Source organism: Brevundimonas bacteroides DSM 4726, assembly GCF_000701445.1.
Lineage (GTDB): Bacteria > Pseudomonadota > Alphaproteobacteria > Caulobacterales > Caulobacteraceae > Brevundimonas > Brevundimonas bacteroides.
Map to the genome: position 1 here is coordinate 21,876 of NZ_JNIX01000013.1, position 20,423 is coordinate 42,298.

19 protein-coding genes and 1 tRNA gene are annotated in these 20,423 nt (G+C 66.6%); 13 read left to right on the forward strand and 7 right to left on the reverse strand.

Annotated features, from left to right (window positions below; genetic code table 11):
• Positions 1-44: 44 nt before the first annotated feature.
• Complete coding sequence (locus Q333_RS0111255; protein ID WP_029417025.1) at positions 45-449, forward strand: PTS sugar transporter subunit IIA; 405 nt, start codon at positions 45-47, stop codon at positions 447-449.
• The gene (locus tag Q333_RS0111260) at positions 446-718 is read left to right on the forward strand and encodes an HPr family phosphocarrier protein (protein ID WP_029417026.1); all 273 of its coding nucleotides are present in this window, start codon (positions 446-448) and stop codon (positions 716-718) included. Before Q333_RS0111255 ends, Q333_RS0111260 begins: the two co-directional genes overlap by 4 nt.
• 64 nt (positions 719-782) lie before the next feature.
• On the opposite strand, the gene Q333_RS17990 is transcribed toward Q333_RS0111260, so the two are convergent.
• The gene (locus Q333_RS17990; protein ID WP_281173721.1) at positions 783-905 is read right to left on the reverse strand and encodes a hypothetical protein; all 123 of its coding nucleotides are present in this window, start codon (positions 903-905) and stop codon (positions 783-785) included.
• A gap of 64 nt (positions 906-969) precedes the next feature.
• Positions 970-2,067, reverse strand: coding sequence for a 4-hydroxyphenylpyruvate dioxygenase (gene hppD, locus Q333_RS0111270; RefSeq protein WP_029417029.1), 1,098 nt, complete (start codon positions 2,065-2,067; stop codon positions 970-972).
• Between the two features lie 144 nt (positions 2,068-2,211).
• Between hppD and rpe the strand changes: the two genes are divergently transcribed.
• Together rpe and Q333_RS0111280 are read left to right on the forward strand one after the other, a co-directional pair.
• On the forward strand, positions 2,212-2,880 hold the full coding sequence (gene rpe / locus Q333_RS0111275; RefSeq protein ID WP_029417031.1) for a ribulose-phosphate 3-epimerase: 669 nt from the start codon (positions 2,212-2,214) through the stop codon (positions 2,878-2,880).
• Between the two features lie 38 nt (positions 2,881-2,918).
• Complete coding sequence (locus Q333_RS0111280) at positions 2,919-4,691, forward strand: heparinase II/III family protein (protein ID WP_245591541.1); 1,773 nt, start codon at positions 2,919-2,921, stop codon at positions 4,689-4,691.
• Positions 4,692-4,697: 6 nt separating this feature from the next.
• Here Q333_RS0111280 and Q333_RS0111285 read toward each other — a convergent pair whose 3' ends face one another.
• Genes Q333_RS0111285 through Q333_RS0111295 form a run of 3 tightly spaced genes read right to left on the reverse strand, consistent with a single transcriptional unit; the run spans position 4,698 to position 8,315 of the window.
• Positions 4,698-6,005 (reverse strand): trypsin-like peptidase domain-containing protein, encoded by a 1,308-nt coding sequence (locus tag Q333_RS0111285; RefSeq protein WP_029417035.1) that lies wholly within the window; start codon positions 6,003-6,005, stop codon positions 4,698-4,700.
• Positions 6,006-6,035: 30 nt separating this feature from the next.
• Positions 6,036-7,469: a sensor histidine kinase gene (locus tag Q333_RS17040; protein ID WP_051651280.1), complete on the reverse strand. Its 1,434-nt coding sequence runs from the start codon at positions 7,467-7,469 to the stop codon at positions 6,036-6,038.
• Between the two features lie 27 nt (positions 7,470-7,496).
• The gene (locus Q333_RS0111295; RefSeq protein ID WP_051651281.1) at positions 7,497-8,315 is read right to left on the reverse strand and encodes a response regulator transcription factor; all 819 of its coding nucleotides are present in this window, start codon (positions 8,313-8,315) and stop codon (positions 7,497-7,499) included.
• A gap of 235 nt (positions 8,316-8,550) precedes the next feature.
• On the opposite strand from Q333_RS0111295, the gene Q333_RS0111300 reads away from it, so the two are divergent.
• Positions 8,551-10,680, forward strand: coding sequence for a M13 family metallopeptidase (locus tag Q333_RS0111300; protein ID WP_029417040.1), 2,130 nt, complete (start codon positions 8,551-8,553; stop codon positions 10,678-10,680).
• 63 nt (positions 10,681-10,743) lie between these two features.
• Here Q333_RS0111300 and ppa read toward each other — a convergent pair whose 3' ends face one another.
• Positions 10,744-11,307, reverse strand: coding sequence for an inorganic diphosphatase (gene ppa / locus Q333_RS0111305; RefSeq protein ID WP_029417042.1), 564 nt, complete (start codon positions 11,305-11,307; stop codon positions 10,744-10,746).
• Between the two features lie 112 nt (positions 11,308-11,419).
• On the opposite strand from ppa, the gene Q333_RS0111310 reads away from it, so the two are divergent.
• Positions 11,420-12,121, forward strand: coding sequence for a DUF599 domain-containing protein (locus Q333_RS0111310; RefSeq protein ID WP_029417044.1), 702 nt, complete (start codon positions 11,420-11,422; stop codon positions 12,119-12,121).
• A 249-nt stretch (positions 12,122-12,370) separates the two neighbouring features.
• Here the strand turns inward: Q333_RS0111310 and Q333_RS0111315 are convergent, their stop codons facing one another.
• Entirely contained in the window at positions 12,371-13,243 is an 873-nt protein-coding gene (locus Q333_RS0111315; RefSeq protein ID WP_029417046.1) for an N-formylglutamate amidohydrolase, read from the reverse strand.
• A 125-nt stretch (positions 13,244-13,368) separates the two neighbouring features.
• Between Q333_RS0111315 and cpdR the strand changes: the two genes are divergently transcribed.
• From cpdR to Q333_RS0111350, 7 genes are all read left to right on the forward strand, one after another.
• Positions 13,369-13,728 carry a cell cycle two-component system response regulator CpdR gene (cpdR, locus tag Q333_RS0111320; RefSeq protein WP_029417048.1) on the forward strand — a complete coding sequence of 120 codons (360 nt, stop codon included), beginning with the start codon at positions 13,369-13,371 and terminating at the stop codon, positions 13,726-13,728.
• Positions 13,729-13,913: 185 nt separating this feature from the next.
• A tRNA-Val gene (locus tag Q333_RS0111325) sits at positions 13,914-13,988 on the forward strand.
• Positions 13,989-14,182: 194 nt separating this feature from the next.
• Complete coding sequence (locus Q333_RS18060) at positions 14,183-14,578, forward strand: helix-turn-helix domain-containing protein (RefSeq protein WP_407059719.1); 396 nt, start codon at positions 14,183-14,185, stop codon at positions 14,576-14,578.
• Positions 14,579-14,696: 118 nt separating this feature from the next.
• Entirely contained in the window at positions 14,697-15,722 is a 1,026-nt protein-coding gene (locus Q333_RS0111330; protein ID WP_035294284.1) for a tyrosine-type recombinase/integrase, read from the forward strand.
• 606 nt (positions 15,723-16,328) lie between these two features.
• Positions 16,329-17,903 carry a class I SAM-dependent DNA methyltransferase gene (locus tag Q333_RS0111340; protein WP_029417052.1) on the forward strand — a complete coding sequence of 525 codons (1,575 nt, stop codon included), beginning with the start codon at positions 16,329-16,331 and terminating at the stop codon, positions 17,901-17,903.
• A 95-nt stretch (positions 17,904-17,998) separates the two neighbouring features.
• Positions 17,999-19,177, forward strand: a complete 1,179-nt coding sequence (locus Q333_RS0111345) for a restriction endonuclease subunit S (protein WP_157072448.1) — start codon at positions 17,999-18,001, stop codon at positions 19,175-19,177.
• A complete protein-coding gene (locus Q333_RS0111350; protein WP_029417055.1) occupies positions 19,177-20,292 on the forward strand; it encodes a Fic family protein in 1,116 nt (371 codons plus the stop codon). The genes Q333_RS0111345 and Q333_RS0111350 overlap by 1 nt, the downstream gene beginning before the upstream one ends.
• Positions 20,293-20,423 lie beyond the last annotated feature (131 nt).

Here is a 20,423-nt window from a genome sequence, read left to right on the forward strand (position 1 = left end):
TCGGCGGCGTCACTGCGGGATGCTTCACCCTTGAAGACGCCTTCATGATCGGCCTCGTGATCGTCACCCACGGAGGTCTGGCCTCGGAATTCCTGTCGGCGATGGAGCACGTCGTCGGCCCCCAGCGCGGGGTCGCGGCCATATGCATCGGACCCGACGACGACATGGAGCGTCGCCGTCGCGACATCGTCGACGCCGCAGCCGCCGTCGACGACGGCGAGGGTGTCATCCTGCTGACCGACATGTTCGGCGGCACGCCGTCCAACCTGGCCATCTCGGTCATGGAACAGACCCACGCCGAGGTCATCGCCGGCCTGAACCTGCCCATGCTGATCAAGCTGGCCAGCGTGCGCGGTCGCGAGAGCCTGGAGGCTTGCGTCGCCCATGCCCAGGAGGCGGGGCGCAAATACATTTCCGTGGCGTCCTGGGTGCTGGCAGGCGAAAAATGACGGCGTCGCGTTCGGTCGGCATCTGCAACCAGCGGGGTCTGCACGCCCGCGCGTCGGCCAAGTTCGTCAAGCTGGCCTCCAGTTTCGAGGCCGAGATCACCGTCACCCGCGATGGCGTCACGGTCGACGCCCGTTCCATCATGGGTCTTTTGATGCTCGGCGCGGGAAACGGATGCTACATCGAGATCAAGGCCGAGGGGGCTGACGCCGCGGAGGCAGTCATGGCGCTGGTGGATCTCGTAAGCCGGAAGTTCGACGAGGACGCTTAGGTTATGGGTGCCGGGCATTGCTTCAGCGCGGCCAGGAGTGCATCGAGATCTTGCAGACGCTGTGCTACGGCTCGTGCCGGTGGTGGGACCATTTCCACAGGCGATAGGCCACGATCGGCGCAAAACCGCCGACCAGCGCCGCGACCAGCACGGTCCAGAAGCCGCCGCCCAGGCCGAATTGGCCCACCAGCCCGCCGACGACCGCGGCGGCCAGCGGGCCTAGGAAGGGCAGCCAGTGAGGAGGCGCGATCTTAATTCGCGTCGACCTTGATGACGCCGCGACGGATCTGGTCCAGCTCGATGGAATCGAACAGGGCCTGGAAGTTGCCCTCGCCGAAGGCCTGGTTGCCCTTCCTCTGGATGATCTCGAAGAAGATCGGGCCGAACATGTCCTGGGTGAAGATCTGCAGCAGCAGGCCGTCTTCGTCGGATCCGTCGATCAGGATGCGGTTCTTGCGCATCCGGGCCACGTCCTCGCCGTGGTTGGGCAGGCGCTTGTCGATCAGTTCGAAGTAGGTCTCGATCGTGTCCTGGAAGGGCACGCCGCGTTCCTTCAGCGTCTCGACCGTCTCGAAGATGTTGTCGGTGGCCAGGGCGATGTGCTGGATGCCCTCGCCGTTGTAGCGCCGCAGGAACTCCTCGATCTGGGAGTTTTCGTCCTGGCTCTCGTTCAGGGGGATGCGGATGGCGCGGTCGGGCGCGATCATCGCCTGCGAGAACAGGCCCGTCGCCTTGCCCTTGATGTCGAAATACTTCTGCTCCTCGAAGGCGAAGACCTCGCCATAGAAGCCGGACCAGGTCCGCATCTGTCCGCGACGGACGTTGTGGGTCAGGTGGTCCAGCAGATGCAGGCCGACGTTGTTCTTGCGCTCGGCCTCTTCCCAGCCCTCGATCTCGTCCCAGCCGTCGTAGAGCGAGCCGTTTTCGCCATAGGCGTCGATCAGATAGAGCAGCGAGCCGCCGATGCCGCGCAGCACATAGGCGCCGGGCCCGAGCGCCCCGCCGTCGTGCATCTCGGCCGAATGGGCGCCGCGAGCCACGGCGCCGTCATAGGCGGCCCTGGCGTCGGCGACGCGGAAGGCCATGCCGTTGGCGGACGGGCCGTGGTCCCTGGCGAACTCGCCGGCGTGACCCTTGGGATCGGTGTGGACCAGGAAGGTGATGTCGCCCTGCTTCATGCGGACCACGCCGTTGGCCGGATTGCGGTGGGTCTGGACGAAGCCCAGCACCTCCAGCTGGCGGATCATCGCCTGGGGGTCGGGACCGGTGAACTCGACGAACTCGAAGCCATCGACGCCCAAAGGATTGTCCTTGGCGGCGGTGGTCGCGCGGGGGGCCAGGTCGTCCATGGCGGGTCTCCTGAAGACTATGGTGGCCGCGGGGGGCGGCCGGTTGGCGCGGAACCTAGTGGCGCGAGGCCGGGAAGCCAACCCGCCGGGTCGAAAGGCGCGCCGACGCTTGCCCGCGCGGCCCGTGCGGCCTAATCGCAGGGCATGGCCAGCCCTCCCCTGATCTGCCCGTCCATCCTCGCTTCGGACTTCGCCAAACTGGGCGAAGAGGTCGCCGCGATCGAGGCGGCGGGGGCCGACTGGGTTCACGTCGACGTGATGGACGGTCACTTCGTGCCCAACATCACCATCGGGCCTGATGTGGTGAAGGCGCTGCGACCGCACACGACCTTGCCGTTCGACGTCCACCTGATGGTCGCGCCGGTCGATCCGTGGCTGGAGGCCTATCGCGCCGCCGGTGCCGACATCCTGACCGTGCACCCCGAGAGCGGTCCACACCTGCACCGCACGCTGGGTCGCATCCGCCAACTGGGGGCCAAGGCGGGGGTGGTGCTGAACCCCGGTACGCCGCTGGGCGTCCTGGAGGAGGTCATCGATCTGGTCGACCTCGTGCTGTTGATGTCGGTCAACCCTGGCTTCGGCGGCCAGTCCTTCATCGACAGCGCGCTGAGGAAGATCGAGCGGACCCGGGCCTTGCTGGATGCGGCCGGATCGAAGGCGCACCTGCAGGTCGACGGAGGTGTAACGGCGGCAAACGCCGGGGCCTGCGTCGCCGCCGGAGCCGACGCCCTGGTCGCCGGGACGGCCGTCTTCAGGGGCGGATCGTCGGCCTATGCCGCCAACATCGCGGCGTTGAAGGGCATTCCGGCTTGAACCCCATCGGGCCCTTCGCGGAGCGGTCGAGCCCGTCCGTGGGCCCCGACGCCATCCCCGGCCTGAGGGGCGCGCCCATGCGCACGCCGGTCAAGAGCGCGGGCGTGACGACCGGTCCGCAACTGTGGCCCGCGATTGCCGGGCGCATGCTGACGCGGCAGATGTGGATCGAGCTGTATGGCCTGCCGGGCTATGCCCAGACGCTGGCGGCCGGAAAGGCGGTGGCCTTCGCCGCCTCGCCGCGCGACTTCCGCCCCGTGGACGGCGCCGTCGGCAAGGCGATCCTGTCGGGCAAGTTCCACCTCGCCGGGACCCATATGGAGGTCGAGAGCGGCGGCGATCCGTGGAATCGACCGAGCCCGTCTAAGGCCTTCGCGACGGACCTGCACGCCTTCACCTGGCTCCCCTCGCTCATGCTCCACGAGGAGCGGGGCGCGCGAGAGGCGCTGAGGCTGACGCTGGCCTGGGCCCAGACCTTCGCGCGTTGGTCGCCCTTCGCTTGGGACCCGCAGATCCTGGCGCGGCGGACCTTCAACCTGGCCTGCGCGGCGCGGCGCATGGGGGGGGTGGCGAACGACGGGGACCGCTTCCGGCTGGCCGACATCCTCGGCCGTCAGGCGCGGCAGCTGTTGCGTCCGCCGGGCGGGCTGGCCGGACAGGCTGAGCGGCTGGTGGCGTCGGCGCTCGCGGGGGCGGTGCTGGCCGGGACGCCGGGCCAGCGCATCCGCCGGACGGCGCTTGGGCGGTTGGGCAGTGCTCTGCGCGCGACCGTGGCCGGCGACGGATCGCATGCCTCCAGAAGCCCCGAAGCGGGTCTGGAGCTCCTGCTCGACCTGCTGGCCCTGAACGAGGCCCTGGCGCAGCTTTCCGAGCCCCCGCCCGAGGCGGTGTCGGGGGCAATCGTGCGCCTGACCACGGCCTTGAGGCTGCAGGTCCTGCCCGACGGGCGACTGACCGCCATGCAGGGCGGCGGCCCGTCCACGATCGCCCGGGTCGCGGCGGCCCGCGCCCATGACGAACATGCCGACACGCCGGGCGGGGCCACGGGCACGATCGGTGGATTGGCGCGCATCCGCTCGCCCCTGCTGACCGTGGTCACCGACGCAGGGCCTCCGGCCAAGGGGGCCTGGTCCGAGACCGCCTGCGCCCAGCCGCTCGCGCTCGAGATTGTCTGCGGCAAGGACCGACTGATCACCGGCTGCGGCTGGACGCCCCGCGCGCCCGATCGCCAGGGTCTGCGGCTGTCGCCGGGGCACTCGACCCTGACGCTGGGCGAGACGGCCTTCGCCGAACCTCTCGGAGGCTGGAAGGCCGAGCTGCTGGGGCCGCGCCTCTATGGCCGCCCGTGGAAGACGACTGTCGAGCGGCGCGATGCCGAAGGCGCCGTGTGGCTGGAGGTCGAGCACGACGCCTGGGCCGCGCCCTACGGCCTGCTGCATCAGCGGCGGCTCTATCTGGACCAGCGGCTGGACGAACTGCGGGCCGAGGAGCGTCTTCATCCCTGCCCGGAACAGCGCGGCCAGGTGCGCCAGATCGCGGCCCCCTATGCGGTGCGTTTCCATCTGGAGCCGGGGGCGCAGGCGTCGCTGGCGCGGGATCGGCGCTCCATCCTGCTGCGCGGTCATTCCGGCCGGGGCTGGTGGTTCAGGACCGATGGACCCGACGTGGCCATCGAACCGTCGGTGCACGTCGAGGATGGGCTGACGCGGCGCTCGCTGCAGGTCGTGGTGCGCGGGTCGGCCCGCACCGATGCCGAAACCAGGATCCGATGGAAGCTCAGCCCGGCGGGCGCGGCCGGCGACCCGGTCTGACCTGGATCAGCCGCCGATCCGCACCTCGACCTCGTCCTCGCCGCGCGTGACGGTCAGGACGGGGTTGCCCCGATCGTCCAGCCGGGCCCCGAGCGTCGCCAGGCTGTCGATCCGACGGCCTCCAACCTCGGTGACGATGTCGCCGGCGCGCAGGTCGGCGGCGGCCGCCGCCGAACCGCCCTCGACGGCTTGAACCTGGATGCCGGATGGTGTCGAGGCGAAGCTGGCGCCGAAGGCTTGAATCTCGGTCGCGCCGATCTGCACGGCGTCGGGTTCGGAGACCTCGACGGTCATGGAGGCGTTCCCTTCGACCCCGTCGCGGAGATAGACGAGCGTCAGGGCCGTTCCGGGAGGCGCGATGCCGACCACCGCCTGGACCGAACCGGCGTTGGCGACCGGCCGGTTTTGGATGCGGGTGATGACATCGCCGCGAAGCAGGCCCGCGCGATCGGCGGGCGATCCGGGAACCACATCCTCCACGATAGCGCCGCGAACAAAGCCAAGGCCCAACTCAACCGCGCGCTCGGCGGTGAGCGAGCCCAAGGTCGCGCCGATCCGGCCGCGCGTGACCTGTCCATTGGCGCGCAGCTGCTCGACCACAAACCGCATGATGCGGGTCGGCACGGCGAACGCGATGCCGTCGTTGCCCCCCGAGAAGTCGCCCGACAGGATGGAGGTGTTGATGCCGATCAGCCGTCCGCGGCTGTCCAGCAACGGGCCGCCGGAGTTGCCCGAGTTCACCGCCGCGTCGGTCTGGATGTAGTCCTCGACCGCGTCGCCCATGCCCGAGCGGCCAAGGCCGGAGATGACGCCCATGGTCAGGGTTTGGTCGAGGCCAAGCGGATAGCCGACGGCGAAGGCGAGATCGCCGGTGCGCAGCGTGTCAGAATCGACGGTCTCCACCTCGGCAAGGCCGCCAGCAGAGATGCGCAGCACCGCGAGGTCGGTCGCCAGGTCGGCGCCGATGAGTTCGGCGTCCAGCAGACGGCCGTCGGACAGGTCGACGCGAAACTTCTGCCCCCCCTCGATGACGTGGTTGTTTGTGACGATGATGCCCTCGTCCGCGTCGATGATGACGCCGGAGCCGCCGGACACGGCCGTAGGTTCGGACCCGTCGCGCGAGGGGCCGGTGGAGTTGCCCAGCGTCGTCACCCGGACCACCGCCGGCAGGGACCGCTCAAGCCCGGTGGCGAAGCTGAACACGCCGCGCTGGCTGTCGTACGGCAGGGGAAACTCCGGCGCGGTCTGGGCCGACGCCGCGCCAGTCATCAGCAGAACGATGGCGGTTGTCGCCAGGAAGCAGGTGCGGTTCACGGTGGTCCCCCTCGATGTCTTTCAGCGAGCCTATCTTGCGAAATGCGCCGTGACGATGGTCCCCGGCGCGGCGTCATCAATCGTCATGCGCGCGCCGTGGCGGCGCAGGCTGGCGCGCACGAAGGCCAGACCCATGCCGTGGCTGTCGGGCGCGGAGGCGGCCTTGCCCATGCCAGGCCCCTGATCAGACACGCTGAGGATCGGACCGTCGTCGGTGGGCCGGGCGCGGATGATCACTGCTCCTCCGTCGGGCGAGAACTTGACCGCATTGTCCACGAGGTTGGCGACAGCGCGCTGGAGCAGGGACCGCACCCCGAGCACCGCAACCGGCTCGACCTCCGCGCTGAGGCGGACGCCGCGCTGCTCGGCGATGGGTTCATAGAGTTCGACCGCGGCCTGGGCGAGGGTATCGAGGCGGACGCTCTCGAACGACCAGGCCTCGCCGTCGCGCAGAGCCATGGCCTCGGTCATGGCGCGGGAAATGTCGGCCAGATCCTGACGCGCCTCACGGATCAGACGGGCGCGGGTTCGGGCGTCGTCGCTGGCCGCCAGTTGGTCGAGACGGGCGGTCGCCCGTGCCAGCGGCGTACGGAAGTCATGGGCCAACTGGTCGGCGGAGTCCCGCAACCAGGTCAGGAGTTCATCGAGTCGATCCAGCGTGCGGTTGACCTGGCCGGACAGCTCGGTGAGCTCCGGGGCGACGGATACCTCTGGCGCGCGATAGGAGAAGTCTCCCACAGCGGCCCGGTCTAGCGCCTTGCTGACCTTGGCCAGGGCGGTCGTCAGACGCCGCCGGGCGAACGTCGCGGCTGTTAGTCCCGCTGCCAGGATCAAAACGCCGACGCCGAAGACAGCCAGCACGGCAAGGCGCCAGGCCGAACCTGCCGGATCGACGACCCGGCCAACCGTGACCTCCAGCGCGCCGACGGACCGCCGCACGATCACGGCCTCCACGGCCCGGTTGAGGCACAGCTCCCCGGGAGCCAGGCGGACCAGATAGACATTCGGTCCGAGCCCGGTCAGCCGGGTGGTTCGGGCCGTCTCCAGCGCCGCCAGACCGGCCGGCTTGCCGACCGGTGCACGGATTAGGCGCACGCCCGCCCCGCCCCGGCCGGTCCGACAGGTTTCCTCCAGCGTTGTGGCCTCGCGGCTGGGACCGTCCTGAAAGGCGGTCAGGACCGCGGACAGATAGGCCGCGTCCGCCTCGGTCATGGACGCCGCGTCCATGGCCACATCCGGGGGCAGTTTGACGGCGATGGCGGCGAAGTCGGCGAGCGCGGCCAGCGCCGCCTGCTGGCGCTGGTCCAACTGGGCCGCCCGGCCCGTGATCATCAGCGATCCCGAAAGCGCCACAGCCGCGAGGATGGCCAGAGCCGAGGCGAGTTCGGTTGTGGTTCGCCGGCCCAGCCAGGCCACCGGGGCCGACAGATCCAGCCGTCGGCGAAACTGGGCCCAGCGGGTCACTGCGCCAAACTCACAGGGCTGTCCCGATCACGCCGCGTCCAGGTCGCGGAACACCAGGCTCTGACTGCGCGCCGAGACGATCAGGGGGTGCAGGTCCTCGCCGATCTCGGGAGCCTGTTCCTTGAGCCGACGCCGCAGCGCGGAGATGCGCGCGTCGATGATATTCACGAAGTTGTCCGGCAGGAAGGTCCACTCGACCCAGCAGCGGTCCCACAACATGGTCTTGGTCACCGGCTGACCGCGCGCGGTCATCAGCTCCGAGACGATGGCGAACTCCAGCGGGGACAGATCGATCAGCCGTTCGCCCTCGGCCGTCTTGAGCTTCAGCGTGCGGGCGCCGGGCGACAGCCGGAACGGCCCGTTGGTCAGGTCGGTGGAAACCGGCTTGGCGCGACGGGCCACGCGGCGCAGCTGGGCGGCGATCCGGGCCAGCAGCTCCTCGTCGCCGATGGGCTTGGACAGATAGTCGTCGGCCCCGCCCAGCAAGCCCTCGACCTTCTGACGCTCGCCGGTAAGCGCCGTCAGCATCAGGGCGGGCGCGTCGGTGGAAGCCCCCGTCGCCGAGCGCAGCCGCTTCAGCATCTCCAGCCCGTCCAGCCCCGCCGTCAGCCGATCCAGAATGAGCACGTCGTAGGGTTGGGTGCGGGCGGCCTCCAGCGCGGCCTCGCCGGCGTCGAACCGGTCCACCGTCGAAAAGCCGGCGCTCAGCAGGCGCTCGGCCACATGTTCGGCCAGAGCGGGATCATCTTCCAGCAACAGGGCGCGGCGTCCCGCGAAGACCTCCACCAGGGCCGCGAACGGGTCATCGACCGGCTGTTCTGCATCCTCGGTGACTATTTCGCTCACGATGTTTCCCCCGCCCCGCCGGGAGGATAGGCGTCCTCTCGGTCGATCGACAATCCCCGCGCATCGGCCGGATATGACACCGTAAGGCACATACGTCATCGCGCCGCTGATCCTTCCTGACGCCGCTCCCGCAAAGATGAAGGATTTTTAAGGTTGCGGCCTGCCTTCGCGGCGTAGGGTCGAAAGGAAGCGCCCGGTCCGTGGCGCCGGATGTCGAAACCTCCAGGAAACTCCCATGAAGTCGCTTCTGCTCGGCGCCGCCATCGGCGCGATGCTGCTGCCCTCCGTCGCCCTCGCGCGCGGCCCGGAACATGACCACGCCTGCGTCGACGAGGCCTGCACGGTCTGGTCGATCTTCCCGGCCGCCCAGACCGCCGAGGGCGCGACCGGTTGGCAGGGCATCGAGGCGCCTCGCTACGGGACCTGGGGCTTCGACACGGCGGGCATGGATACGTCGGTGCTGCCCGGCGACAACTTCCAGCGCTATGCCAACGGCGCGGCGCTCGACCGACTGGTGATCCCTTCGGATCGCTCCAGCTACGGCTCCTTCGCCCTGCTGCGCGAACTGTCGGACAACCGCATGAAGGCCATGATCGACGGCCTGCTGGCCCGCACCGATCTGACGCCCGGTTCGGACGAGGCGAAGATCGCCGACGCCTATCGCAGCTACATGGACGAGGCCCGCATCGAGGCGCTCGACGCCCAGCCGCTCCAGCCGTATCTGGCCCGCATCCGCGCCGTCGACAGCCAAGAGGCCATGTCGGCCTATATGGGCTCGACCATCGGCGGGCTCGGCGCCTCCTTCTTCGCCACCGGCATCACCACCGACCAGAAGTCGCCGAACCGCTATGTGGTCTCGGCCGGCCAGGCGGGTCTGGGCCTGCCCAACCGCGACTATTACCTGTCACCGCTCTATGCGGAGAAGAAGGTCCTCTATCAGGCCTATGTCGCCCGCATGCTGGAGATGATCGGCTGGGACGATCCGGCCGGCAACGCCGAGCGCATCGTGGCGCTGGAGACCGCGATCGCCCAGGCCCACTGGACCCCGATCGAGAGCCGCAATCGCGACCGCACCTACAACGAATACACCATCCAGCAGCTCGTCGCCTACGCACCGGGCTTCGACTGGACCGGCTATTTCGGCGCGGCGCGGCTAGGCGAGATTCCCCGCCTGATCGTGCGCCAGAACACGGCGATGCCCCTTATTGCCGCGATCTATGCGGACACCCCGGTCGAGACGCTGCGCGCGTGGCAGGCCTTCCACACCACCGACCAGGCCGCGCCGCGGCTGTCGCGCCGCTTCTCGGACGCGCAATGGGCGTTCCGCTCGCGCGACCTGCAGGGCCAGCCTGAGCAACGGGCGCGAGACAAGCGGGCCATCTCCTTTGCCGAGGGTGCCTTGGGCGAGGCGGTGGGTCGCGCCTATGTCGCCGAATACTTCCCCCCCGAGTGGAAGGCGCAGATGGAGGAACTGGTCGCCAACCTGCGTCGCGCCCTGTCGCAGCGGATCGAGACCTATGACTGGATGAGCGCCGAGACCAAGGCGGCCGCTCAGGAGAAGCTGGCCAAGTTCACGGTCAAGATCGGCTATCCCGATGAGTGGCGCGATTACAGCGCGCTGGAGATCCGTCCGGACGACCTGTTCGGCAACGCCGAGCGGGCCGGTCGCTTCCGCTGGGAGTACCAGCTGAACCGTCTGAACGATCCGGTCGACAAGGCCGAGTGGGGTATGACGCCCCAGACAGTGAACGCCTATTACAACTCCACCAACAACGAGATCGTCTTCCCGGCCGCGATCCTGCAGCCGCCCTTCTTCGACCCCAACGCCGACCCGGCGGTCAACTATGGCGGCATCGGCGGCGTCATCGGCCACGAGATCGGCCACGGCTTTGACGACCAGGGCTCCAAGTCCGACGGAGACGGCGTGCTGCGCAGCTGGTGGACGCCCGAGGATCGGGCGAACTTCGAGGCCCTGACGGCGCGACTGGGTGCTCAGTACGACCAGTACGAGGTCCTGCCCGGCTATAACGTCCAGGGCGGGCTGACGATGGGCGAGAACATCGGCGACGCCGCCGGCGTGGCGGTGGGACTGGAAGCCTACCACCTGTCGCTGAACGGCCAGCCCGCGCCGGTGATCGACGGTTTCACCGGCGACCAGCGGGTGTTCCTGGGCTGGGCCCAGGTCTGGCAGACCAAGGGCCGCGACGACTTCCTGAGGAACCAGGTCGCGACCGACAGCCACAGCCCAGCCGAGTTCCGCGTGATCGGCCCTATGCGCAACATCGACGCCTGGTACGACGCCTTCAACGTCCAGCCCGGCCAGCGTTACTACCTGGCGCCCGACGAGCGCGTCCGCATCTGGTGACGTAAAGAGGGCCGGAGCGGCGATCCGCTCCGGCCCTTTTCATTTCAGAAATCCCCCTTGAGGTCAGGCGGCGTTGGCCGCCTTGCCGCCTGCCCTCTCGGCCTCGCGGTAGGCGATAACACCACGGGCGATCAGCTCGGCGGCTTCGCCCGCGTCGCCCCAGCGCTTGACCCGGACCGACTTGTTCTTCTCCAGGTCCTTATAGCGGGTGAAGAAGTGCTCGATCTGCTCGACCATGATGGTCGGCAGCTGCCGGTAGCTGGCGATGTCCGTGTAGTAGGGATGAAGCGCATCCACCGGCACGGCAAGGATCTTGTCGTCGCCCCCAGCCTCGTCTTCCATCATCAGCACGCCGATGGGGCGCGAACGGATGACGCAGCCCGGCACCACCGGCGTCGGGTTCAGCACGATCACGTCGCAGGGGTCGCCGTCGTCGGCCAGGGTGTGGGGCACGAAGCCGTAGTTGCCCGGATAGTACATCGCCGTGTGCAGGAACCTGTCGACGAACAGGGCCCCCGACGCCTTGTCCATCTCATACTTCACCGGCAGACCCCCTTGCGGGATTTCGATGACGACGTTCAGGTCCCAGGGCGGATTGGGACCGACGGGGATGGCGTCGAGGTTCATGGCGATTGCCCTGGATGATTGTGCGACTGCGAAGCGAGGCCGGGCGTGATAAGCCTCCAAGCGCCTCGCGGCAAGCGCGGGCGGTGACGCAGTCACGGAGGCGCGCTTCGAAATGACGGTACTGGATTGGTTGGGCCTGTCCCTCTTTTTTCTATGCTGGCTGGCCTATGAGCCGCTGCTGAGGCTGCTGGCCAAGCGCAGCGGCTCCTTGAACGACGACATGCTGACCGTCCGCCACGCCTGGATGACGGCCATGACCCGACGCGAGGTCCGGCTACTGGACAGCCAGTTGCTGGGACATTCGATCAACTCAGGCTCCTTCTTCGCCTCGTCCAACCTGCTGCTGATCGCGGGCGTGGCCAGCGTGCTGTTCGGCGGAGACCAGGCGCTGCAGGGCTTTTCCGCGGTCGGTGCCGAGGATGTGCCCCTGCCACTGCTCGAGGCCAAGCTGGGCCTCGTACTGCTGTGTCTGGCGCGGGGGCTGCTCGATTTCATCTGGTCGATCCGCCAGATGAACTATGCGCTCGCCATGATCGGGGCCGCGCCCGAGATCACGACCGAGGCCGACCGCGACGCCTTCGGCCAGGCGACGGCGGACGTGCTCAATCCAGCGCTGGGAGCCTTCAGCCAAGGCGTTCGCGGTTACTACTTCGCGCTCGCGGCGGCCGCATGGCTGTTCGGGCCGCTCTGGCTGTGCGCGGGTGTGGTGTCGGCCTTCACCTTGCTGGTGTGGCGCCAGTCCGGGTCGCCGGCGGCGCGCGCCATTCGCATGGCGCGGCGGTTGATCGAGGTGGATCGACAACGCAGCAAGTGACTATTGCATCGCAACAAACACTGCGGGCTCGCTGGGTGGAAGCGCTTTGCGCTGAAAGCGATTACATGCCCGCCTGAAAGCACGAACGACCTGTAACGTGGCGTGATCCCGCGACGATCAAAGCGCCTTGACGCATTGTGCGTTGCAACCTAACTTAACCGTCGACGCCTCCGGGCGTCTTGCCCTTCCTGGGCGTTTCCTCCCTATAGACTTTAATGCCGCGCCCTCGGGCGCGGCTTTTTTTCGGTCTCAGCGCGGCCAGGTCTCACGCGATAGGGCTGCGATCACTCGGGTCAGCAGACCCTGGAACCGATCATGGTCCGCTGACGGCTCCAGCGCCGCCTCGTCCAGATAGAGGGCGCGGTTGATCTCGACCTGCATCGCCTGGAACCCCTCATCCGGCCTACCCCAGCGCTGGGTGGCGTAGCCGCCGGCATAGGGGGTGTTGAGCGCGACCGTCAGCCCCTCGGCCTCGAAGAGACTCCGGATCCGCCGTGTAACCCCCGCCCGCGTTGCCGAGCCGTGTCGGTCGCCGAGAACGATGTCGACCCCGCGGGCTCCCCTCTTTCCGACACCCGCGCCCGTCGCCCGGGAGGGCATGGAGTGCCAGTCGATCAGAAGGGCGAGACCGTGCCGCGCCCGGCTTTCGATCATCAGTGCTTCCAGGGCGGCATGATAGGGCGCGTGGACATTCGACAGACGGGTCAGCGCCTCGTCTGCCGACAGCCGCCGACCATAGAGCTCGGCGCCATCGCCGGCCCGGCGCGGGATGACCCCGTACCCCGCTGCTACCTTGGCGGACGTGGCGCCCTCGACCTCGTCGATCAGGGCCGCGTCCAGCTCGTCCGGTGCCCGGTTCAGGTCGATGTAGGCTCGCGAGACCCGCGCTGCGAGCAGGGGTGCCCCGAAACGCGGACCTGCGGCGACGAGGTGGTCGACGCCGACGTCCTCCGCGCTGCGCAGCGTCATGGACGACAGGGCAGGGCTGTGGCCCATGTCCGCCGGGGTCCAGCCGCCGGAATGCGGTGAGGCGAACACCATCGGCCCGCGCACGCCGATCGCCGGATGCACCACGAACGGCGGCGGACGGTCGGCCGGATCGGGGACGGGAACCGCGGTCATGGCCCTCGCCATAGACTGTTTTTCCCCAACCGCCACGAGACCAGCTCCGATCTTCATGGCGAATTTCATCGCCGGTTTACCGTTCCCGGCCTAGCGTGGCCACAACGAGAGAGGAACGATCGGGCATGGCGCGCATCCTGCTGGCGGAAGACGACGGCTCCCTGAGGGGCTTTCTGACCCGGGCGCTGGAGCGCGCCGGTCACGAGGTCGTCGATTGCGAGAACGGCGACGACGCTATCGACGCGCTCGAACACGGCCCCTACGACCTGCTGCTGACCGACATCGTCATGCCCGGCGCCGACGGCATCGAGGTCGCCCGCGTCGCCGCCGCCCGCCAGCCGGGTCTGCGCATCATGTTCATCACCGGCTTCGCCGCCGTGGCCCTGTCTGCGGCCCAGGCCAGTCCCCAGGCCAAGGTCCTGTCCAAGCCTGTCCACCTGCGCGACCTCGTCAGCGAAGTCGAGAAGATGGTGGCTGCTGCCTGACGCGGTCTTTTGCCGGCGCTACCGCTCGCCGCGCGGCGGCTCTCTGCCTGAGCGCATCCTGGTCGCGCTAACGCTCGCCACTCGGTGGCTCGCTGCTTGAGCGCAGGATTGCCCCTTGCGAGGCGCGCGACCGCCGGGTTATAGACCGCGCCTTCCCGGACCGGCCCTGCCGGAACCGCCACGGCGGACGCGTAGCTCAGCGGGAGAGCACTACGTTGACATCGTAGGGGTCACAGGTTCAATCCCTGTCGCGTCCACCATTTTTCCTCGACATTGCAATGGGTTAGTTTGGCCCCGACTGAGGCAAACCCATGCTGCGCTATCGGCGTTGCCAAGTGTTGCCAACGTCCGGACGAGCAGGGCGAGCGTGCCGACTAGGGATGGAAGCCGTCGTGGCACGCCCGGCGAGCGTTGCAACCGGTTGCAACCGATTAATAGTGCGCGGCCCAGATATGTGGTTACAGGGGTTGCCAGCTTCGTCCCACACCGCTGGCCTGCCTTGTCTTTTCTTCGTTCTACCCCCGCCGCCCATAGCGCCCGAGTTCGATCTCGGAGGATCGCTTGGCATGATGATGATGTCCTGACCCTCACCGAGGTCGCTCGCATCCTGCGATGTGAGGAGGACACGGTCAGACGCATCCCACGGCCGAAGCTGCCAGCCCGGAGAGGGCCTGGAAAATGGCTGCTCTACCTCCGCGAGGATGTGCTGGCTTACGTCAGGAACCTCCCCATCGCCGGGCTTGCATCAGATGTATCTCCGGAGCCCCGCAGGGCAACGATGAAGGCTCCAACCCGTCCGTTTGACCCCGCTGCATTGGCCAGTCAGATGCAGAGGTCCAGCCGTGGGTAGGGCGTTCAAAGTTGGCAGCTTGACGATCAGGCCGCACACACGCGACGGCCATGCTACGGGCCGTTGGCAAGTGGATGTGCCAGCCAATCTGACCCTCCGTGGAAAACGCCTCCGGTTGATGTTCGGATCGGCTGAGGAGGCTGAGGCCCGCGCGCGCTCCCTGCTGTTAGAGGTGCGGCTGAATGGAGCCTGCGGGGACGCGCAAAGTGCAAACGACGCCGCGCCCTGCTTGTCGGACGTGGCGGAACACTGGGCGCGCGATCAGCAGGTGAGAGTTGATGCTGGCAAGAAGCGCCAGAGCAGCCTTGTCACCAACCTCTACCAACTCGCACCCATCGTGAAAGCGTTTGGCCACCTTCCAATCGACCAGTTGAACCGGCGTCGTCAGGATGCCTACCAAGCCGCTCGGCGAAAGGAGGGGCGCGCGCCTGAGACCATCAATGCCGAACTCGCAACGCTCGGCCAGGTGCAGGCATGGGCTGTCGAGCAAGGCCTCGTAAGCAAGGTCGTCTCGACGGACCGCCTGCCCGTCGATCCCAAGGACCCTCTCGTCCTAACGCCAGCCGAGGCGGTCGCCCTCTTGGAGAACATCCCAGACCGGATCAGGCCCTTCGTTCGCCTCCTGATGGAGACGGGTTGTCGTTTCGGGGAGGCCGCACATCTGAGGTGGGAGCAGGTCGATCTGGAGCGGGGAGAAGCCCGGATCGAGCGCCGGGCCGACTGGGGGCCAAAGAGCCGCTACAGCATCCGCACGCTCCTACTCTCTCCGGCCCTTTGTGCTGACCTGGCCGAGCGGCAGGGAGCGCCTGATCAATACGTTTTCGAGAGCCGCAAGCGAGGCAGGCCTATCGATGACATCCGAAAGTCGATGCGGGCGGCGACGCAGGCAGCCAACATCACGCGCCGAGGGAAGCTGGCCAATGTCAGACCCAAGGACCTCAGGGCATGTTTTGCGACATGGCAGGCGAGTAGTGGCGTCCGGGAACGGATCGTCCAGAGCCTGCTGGGGCACGCGCCAGGGACGAAGGTGACGAAGCGTCACTATGAGCACACGACGCGGCCTGAAGAGGAGGCGGCGACTTCTGCACTTTGGCTCCAACTCGGATCCGCATCGGGATTGCCACTTGATGAAAGGCAGGTTTGACGGAAGCTGCGCCACGTTTTTTGGCGGCCCGATGTTGCTTTGGGCGGAAAAATGCCGCCCTTGCTGGTCCGACCGGATTGAGGACCACCGTTGATTACCAGTTCACTCTTGCTCGCCACGTCCCTCCTCTCGCAAACCGAGCCTCTGGTTAGTCCAACCTACGATCTTGCCGCCGATCAGGAGACCATCGCTCGCCATGCGGTGGGATGCGTAACCCAACACGCTTCTTCCGGAAGGACCGACATCCCAACCATCCAGACTGCGGACCCCACTGTAGGCACAGTCGTCGCCATCAACTTCCTTCGGGCTGAGGGAAGCGGGCTCTTCGGTCGCGATATGCGGACCTCGCTGCGCATCGACGCCAGAGACGGCCGCTTCCGCGTTGTGAACACCGACTTTGAGTTGTTCAGCGAGTGGCGTTTGGAATGGTCCCCCATAGGCCGGGAGGATCGCCAATGGCCTGGCTTGGAAGCGCGATTGAACCTACAGTCTGTGCAGATCGCTGCTTGCATCCGCGACGCTGCTGGCGACTGGTAGTTCTTGACCTCCCCCAAGCGCGACCGCACACCAACTTCCGAGTGATTTTCGCGTGAGGGGGGAGGCCGGATGGCACGGGGCAGGCCGCGCAAGGATGCGGGCGAGAAGTCGAACAAGACCAAGCTGGGGTTCGAGGCGACGCTGTTCGCGGCGGCCGACAAGCTGCGTTCCAACATGGACGCCGGGGAGTACAAGCACGTCGTCCTCGGGCTGATCTTCCTCAAGTTCATCTCGGACCGGTTCGAGCGGCAGCGTGCGAAGGTCCTGGAGACGCCTCACGCCGATCCAGAGGATCGGGACGAGTATCTGGCCGACAACGTCTTCTGGGTGCCCAAGGAGGCCCGCTGGGGCCACATCCAGGCCAATGCGCCCCAGCCCGAGATCGGGCAGATCGTCGATGACGCCATGTACGCCATCGAACGAGAGAACGCCTCGCTCAAGGATGTCCTACCCAAGAACTACGCTCGCGCCGACCTGAACAAGACTAGCCTCGCGGGGGTCATCAACCTGCTGGCCGATATCGACACCCTGCCCGAGGCCAACGGCGGGCAGGACGTGCTGGGTCGGGTCTATGAGTACTTTCTCGGCCGGTTCGCGGCGGCGGAAGGCAAGAGCGGCGGGCAGTTCTATACGCCCGGCTGCGTCGTGGACCTGATGGTCGAGATGCTCCAGCCCTTCAAAGGCCGCGTCTATGACCCCTGCTGTGGCTCAGGTGGCATGTTCGTACAGTCAGAGCGGTTTGTGGAGGCCCACGGCGGGCGATTGGGCGACATCTCCATCTATGGCCAGGAGAGCAATCCGACGACGTGGCGTCTGGCCAAGATGAATCTCGCTATCCGGGGCATCGACGCCAACCTCGGCCAGCGGAACGCCGACACCTTTCATGACGATCTGTTCCCGGACCTGAAGGCCGATTTCGTTCTGGCCAACCCGCCGTTCAACGACAGCGACTGGGGCGGTGAACGGCGCAGGAGTGATGTCCGCTGGCGCTACGGCCCGCCTCCGCCGCCGGGCAATGCCAACTACGCGTGGATTCAGCACTTCATCCACCACCTCGCGCCCCACGGCCTCGCGGGCTTCGTCATGGCCAATGGATCGATGAGTTCCAGCCAGTCGGGCGAGGGCGAGATCAGGAAGGCGTTGATCGAGGCAGACCTGGTGGACTGCATCGTCGCTCTGCCCAGCCAGCTTTTCTATACGACCCAGATACCGGTCTGCCTCTGGTTCCTGGCGCGCGACAAGTCGAACGGCGTGCTCCGGGACATCAAGCTGCGCGACCGGCGGAGGGAGACCCTGTTCATCGACGCGCGCAAGCTGGGGCGGATGGAAGGGCGGGTGCTGCGGGTGTTCGACCAGACGGACATCGAGACGGTGGCGGAGACCTACCATTCATGGCGCGAGGGCCGTGCCGAGTACGAAGACAAAGCAGGGTTCTGCCGGTCGGCGACGGTTGAGGAGATCGCCGAACAAGGCTTCGTCCTAACACCAGGACGTTATGTCGAAGGTCTGAAGGAGGAAGATGAGCACGGATCGACTGAGCGAATGTCCCTCCTGGTTTCAAACCTGATCCGACAGATCGATGAACAGAAAGCCTTGGACATTGCTGTCGTAGCTGCACTCGAACGGGTGGGGCTCCGCTCGTGACGACGTGGTCAGATCACGCGCTCGAAGACTGTCTCGAACGTCTCATTGACTATCGTGGGGTCTCGCCCCCGAAGTCGGAGGTCGGGATTCCCGTTTTGTCCGCGAAGGTGATCAAGGACGGACGTATTCTCAAACCCATCGTTCAGCGGATTGCGCCTGAAAAGTTTCAGACTTGGATGCGTCGTGGTTTTCCCGAGATCGGCGACGTCATTTTGACGACGGAAGGCCCACTCGGACAGGTCGCTCAGATCGACGACGAAGGTTATGCGCTCGGCCAACGCCTCGTTCTTCTCCGGGGGCAGCGTGGCGTCTTGGACAACCGCTTTCTCAGATACTGGCTGATGTCGTTCGAGGGGCAGCAGCGACTACAGGCAAGGGCGACTGGCACCACGGTGGCAGGGATCAGCCAAGCCACGCTTCGCCGACTTCCTATATCCAAACCGGACTTCCCCGAGCAGGTGGCAATCGGCGACGTCTTGGGCTCACTCGACGACAAGATCGAGGCGAACCGGCGGATGAACGAGACGCTGGAGGGCACCGCTCGGGCGCTGTTCAAGAGCTGGTTCATCGACTTTGACCCCGTCCGCGCCAAGGCCGAAGGGCGGCCGACGGGGCTAGCTACGGAGATCGATCTCCTCATGCCGTCATCGATGGACGAGTCCGAAACTCATCCGAGCGGTTGGAGCACTAGCGGGTTCGATCTCCTTGCGACGCCCGGCTCGGAAGCCGTTTCGGCCGACGTTCTGGGGGATGACACGCCCTACATCGCGCTGGAACACATGCCGCGCAGGTCAATAGTTCTGGCCGAATGGGAGGGGGCAGGCGGGCTCGGGAGCAACAAATCTCGCTTCAGGGAAAACGATATTCTGTTCGGGAAACTACGACCCTATTTCCACAAAGTGGGGCTCGCTTTGGTCGATGGGGTTTGCTCGACCGATATCGTGGTCCTTCGACCGAAGGCTTCGCACTTTCGTGCGATGACCTTGTTTGCAGCCAGTTCCGACGCCTTTGTGTCGTTCGTAGATGTCGCCTCGACGGGCACGAAGATGCCCCGCACGAACTGGGCTCGCATGAAACAGTTTCAGGTCGTCGATCCGGGACCGGCGATTGCCGGTACATTTGAGGATGTGGTTTCCCCGATGTTGGCTCGGATCAAACTCAACACCCAACAATCTCGCACCCTCGCCGACCTCCGCGACCTCCTCCTGCCCAAGCTGATGTCCGGCGCAATCCGTGTCCGCGACGCCGAGAAGATGTTGGAACAGGTTGCCTGATGCCGGTCCTGTACCACAACGGCGGCTTCCCCCCGCCCAACCTCGACTGGCCTCGCCTGCTGCCCCTGATCGGTCCGGCCAACGCCGCCATTGCCCGCTACGAAGGCCTGCTGCACAGCGTGCCCAACCCCAACGTCCTGCTGTCACCCCTGACGACGCAGGAAGCCGTTCTGTCGAGCCGGATCGAGGGCACACAGGCCACCCTCGGCGAGGTTCTGGAGTTCGAGGCGGGAGACGACCTGGACGATGAGAGCACGGCCAAGACGGCCGACATCCAGGAGGTCCTGAACTACCGCGAGGCCCTGTTCGCCGCGACCGGGATGATGCGCGACTTGCCGCTCTCTCAACGGCTGATCCGCCAGACCCATGAGGTGCTGATGCGCGGGGTCAGAGGCCGCAACAAGGACCCCGGCCAGTACCGACGCATCCCGAACTGGATCGGGCCAGACGGCTGCACCATCGAGCAGGCTCGCTTCGTGCCCGTCTCTGCCGACCGTCTCCCCGAGGCGATGGCGGCATGGGAGACCTACCTCCACTCAACCCAGTTGGATCAACTGGTTCAGTTGGCAGTCGTCCATGCGGAGTTCGAGGCGATCCACCCGTTTCTCGACGGCAACGGGCGTCTGGGGCGACTGGTCATTCCCCTGTTCCTGTCCAGCAGGGGCCTGCTGTCCCGGCCGAACTTCTATCTCAGCGAGTTCTTCGATGCGAACCGGGCGGAGTACTACGAGCGCCTGTTGGCGGTGTCTCGTGATGGCGACTGGACCGGTTGGTGCGAGTTCTTCCTCAAGGCCGTGATCGCTCAGGCCGAGGTCAACCAAGCCAAGACCACCGCCATCCTCGATCTCTATGAGAGACGGCGGGACTGGATCGCAGAAGCCACCAAGTCTGCCTATGGCGCACGGGCGCTGGACTGGATGTTCTCCCGCCCCATTTTCAAGTCATCGGATTTCGTGGCGGGCGTGGATATCCCGAACCCGACGGCCACGCGCATCTTGCGGGTCGTGCGCGAACACGGTTTGCTGCGAGAGGTCCGACCGGCCGCCGGTCGTCGATCCGCCGTCTATGCCTTTTCCGAACTGCTCAACCTCGCTGAAGGCCGAGAGGCCTTTTGAGGATCACGCATTGAGGCCAAAGACTGTTGTCGATCACAAAACGGACTTTGTGATCGACAACGTGCGTTGACATGATTCGCTGATCCACAAAGCCACACGTGAAGTTGCAACCCGTTGCAAGGTCGGGTTCA

Excerpts from the sequence above, each read along its gene's own strand:
- Q333_RS0111260 (WP_029417026.1), top strand. The coding sequence starts at position 446 with ATGACGGCGTCGCGTTCGGTCGGCATCTGCAACCAGCGGGGTCTGCAC.
- Q333_RS0111340 (WP_029417052.1), top strand. The coding sequence starts at position 16,329 with ATGGCACGGGGCAGGCCGCGCAAGGATGCGGGCGAGAAGTCGAACAAG.
- Q333_RS0111255 (WP_029417025.1), top strand. The coding sequence starts at position 45 with ATGATCGGCCTCGTGATCGTCACCCACGGAGGTCTGGCCTCGGAATTC.
- Q333_RS0111300 (WP_029417040.1), top strand. The coding sequence starts at position 8,551 with ATGAAGTCGCTTCTGCTCGGCGCCGCCATCGGCGCGATGCTGCTGCCC.
- cpdR (WP_029417048.1), top strand. The coding sequence starts at position 13,369 with ATGGCGCGCATCCTGCTGGCGGAAGACGACGGCTCCCTGAGGGGCTTT.
- Q333_RS0111310 (WP_029417044.1), top strand. The coding sequence starts at position 11,420 with ATGACGGTACTGGATTGGTTGGGCCTGTCCCTCTTTTTTCTATGCTGG.
- Q333_RS0111315 (WP_029417046.1), bottom strand. The coding sequence starts at position 13,243 with ATGACCGCGGTTCCCGTCCCCGATCCGGCCGACCGTCCGCCGCCGTTC.
- Q333_RS0111330 (WP_035294284.1), top strand. The coding sequence starts at position 14,697 with ATGTTCGGATCGGCTGAGGAGGCTGAGGCCCGCGCGCGCTCCCTGCTG.
- rpe (WP_029417031.1), top strand. The coding sequence starts at position 2,212 with ATGGCCAGCCCTCCCCTGATCTGCCCGTCCATCCTCGCTTCGGACTTC.
- hppD (WP_029417029.1), bottom strand. The coding sequence starts at position 2,067 with ATGGACGACCTGGCCCCCCGCGCGACCACCGCCGCCAAGGACAATCCT.
- ppa (WP_029417042.1), bottom strand. The coding sequence starts at position 11,307 with ATGAACCTCGACGCCATCCCCGTCGGTCCCAATCCGCCCTGGGACCTG.
- Q333_RS0111350 (WP_029417055.1), top strand. The coding sequence starts at position 19,177 with ATGCCGGTCCTGTACCACAACGGCGGCTTCCCCCCGCCCAACCTCGAC.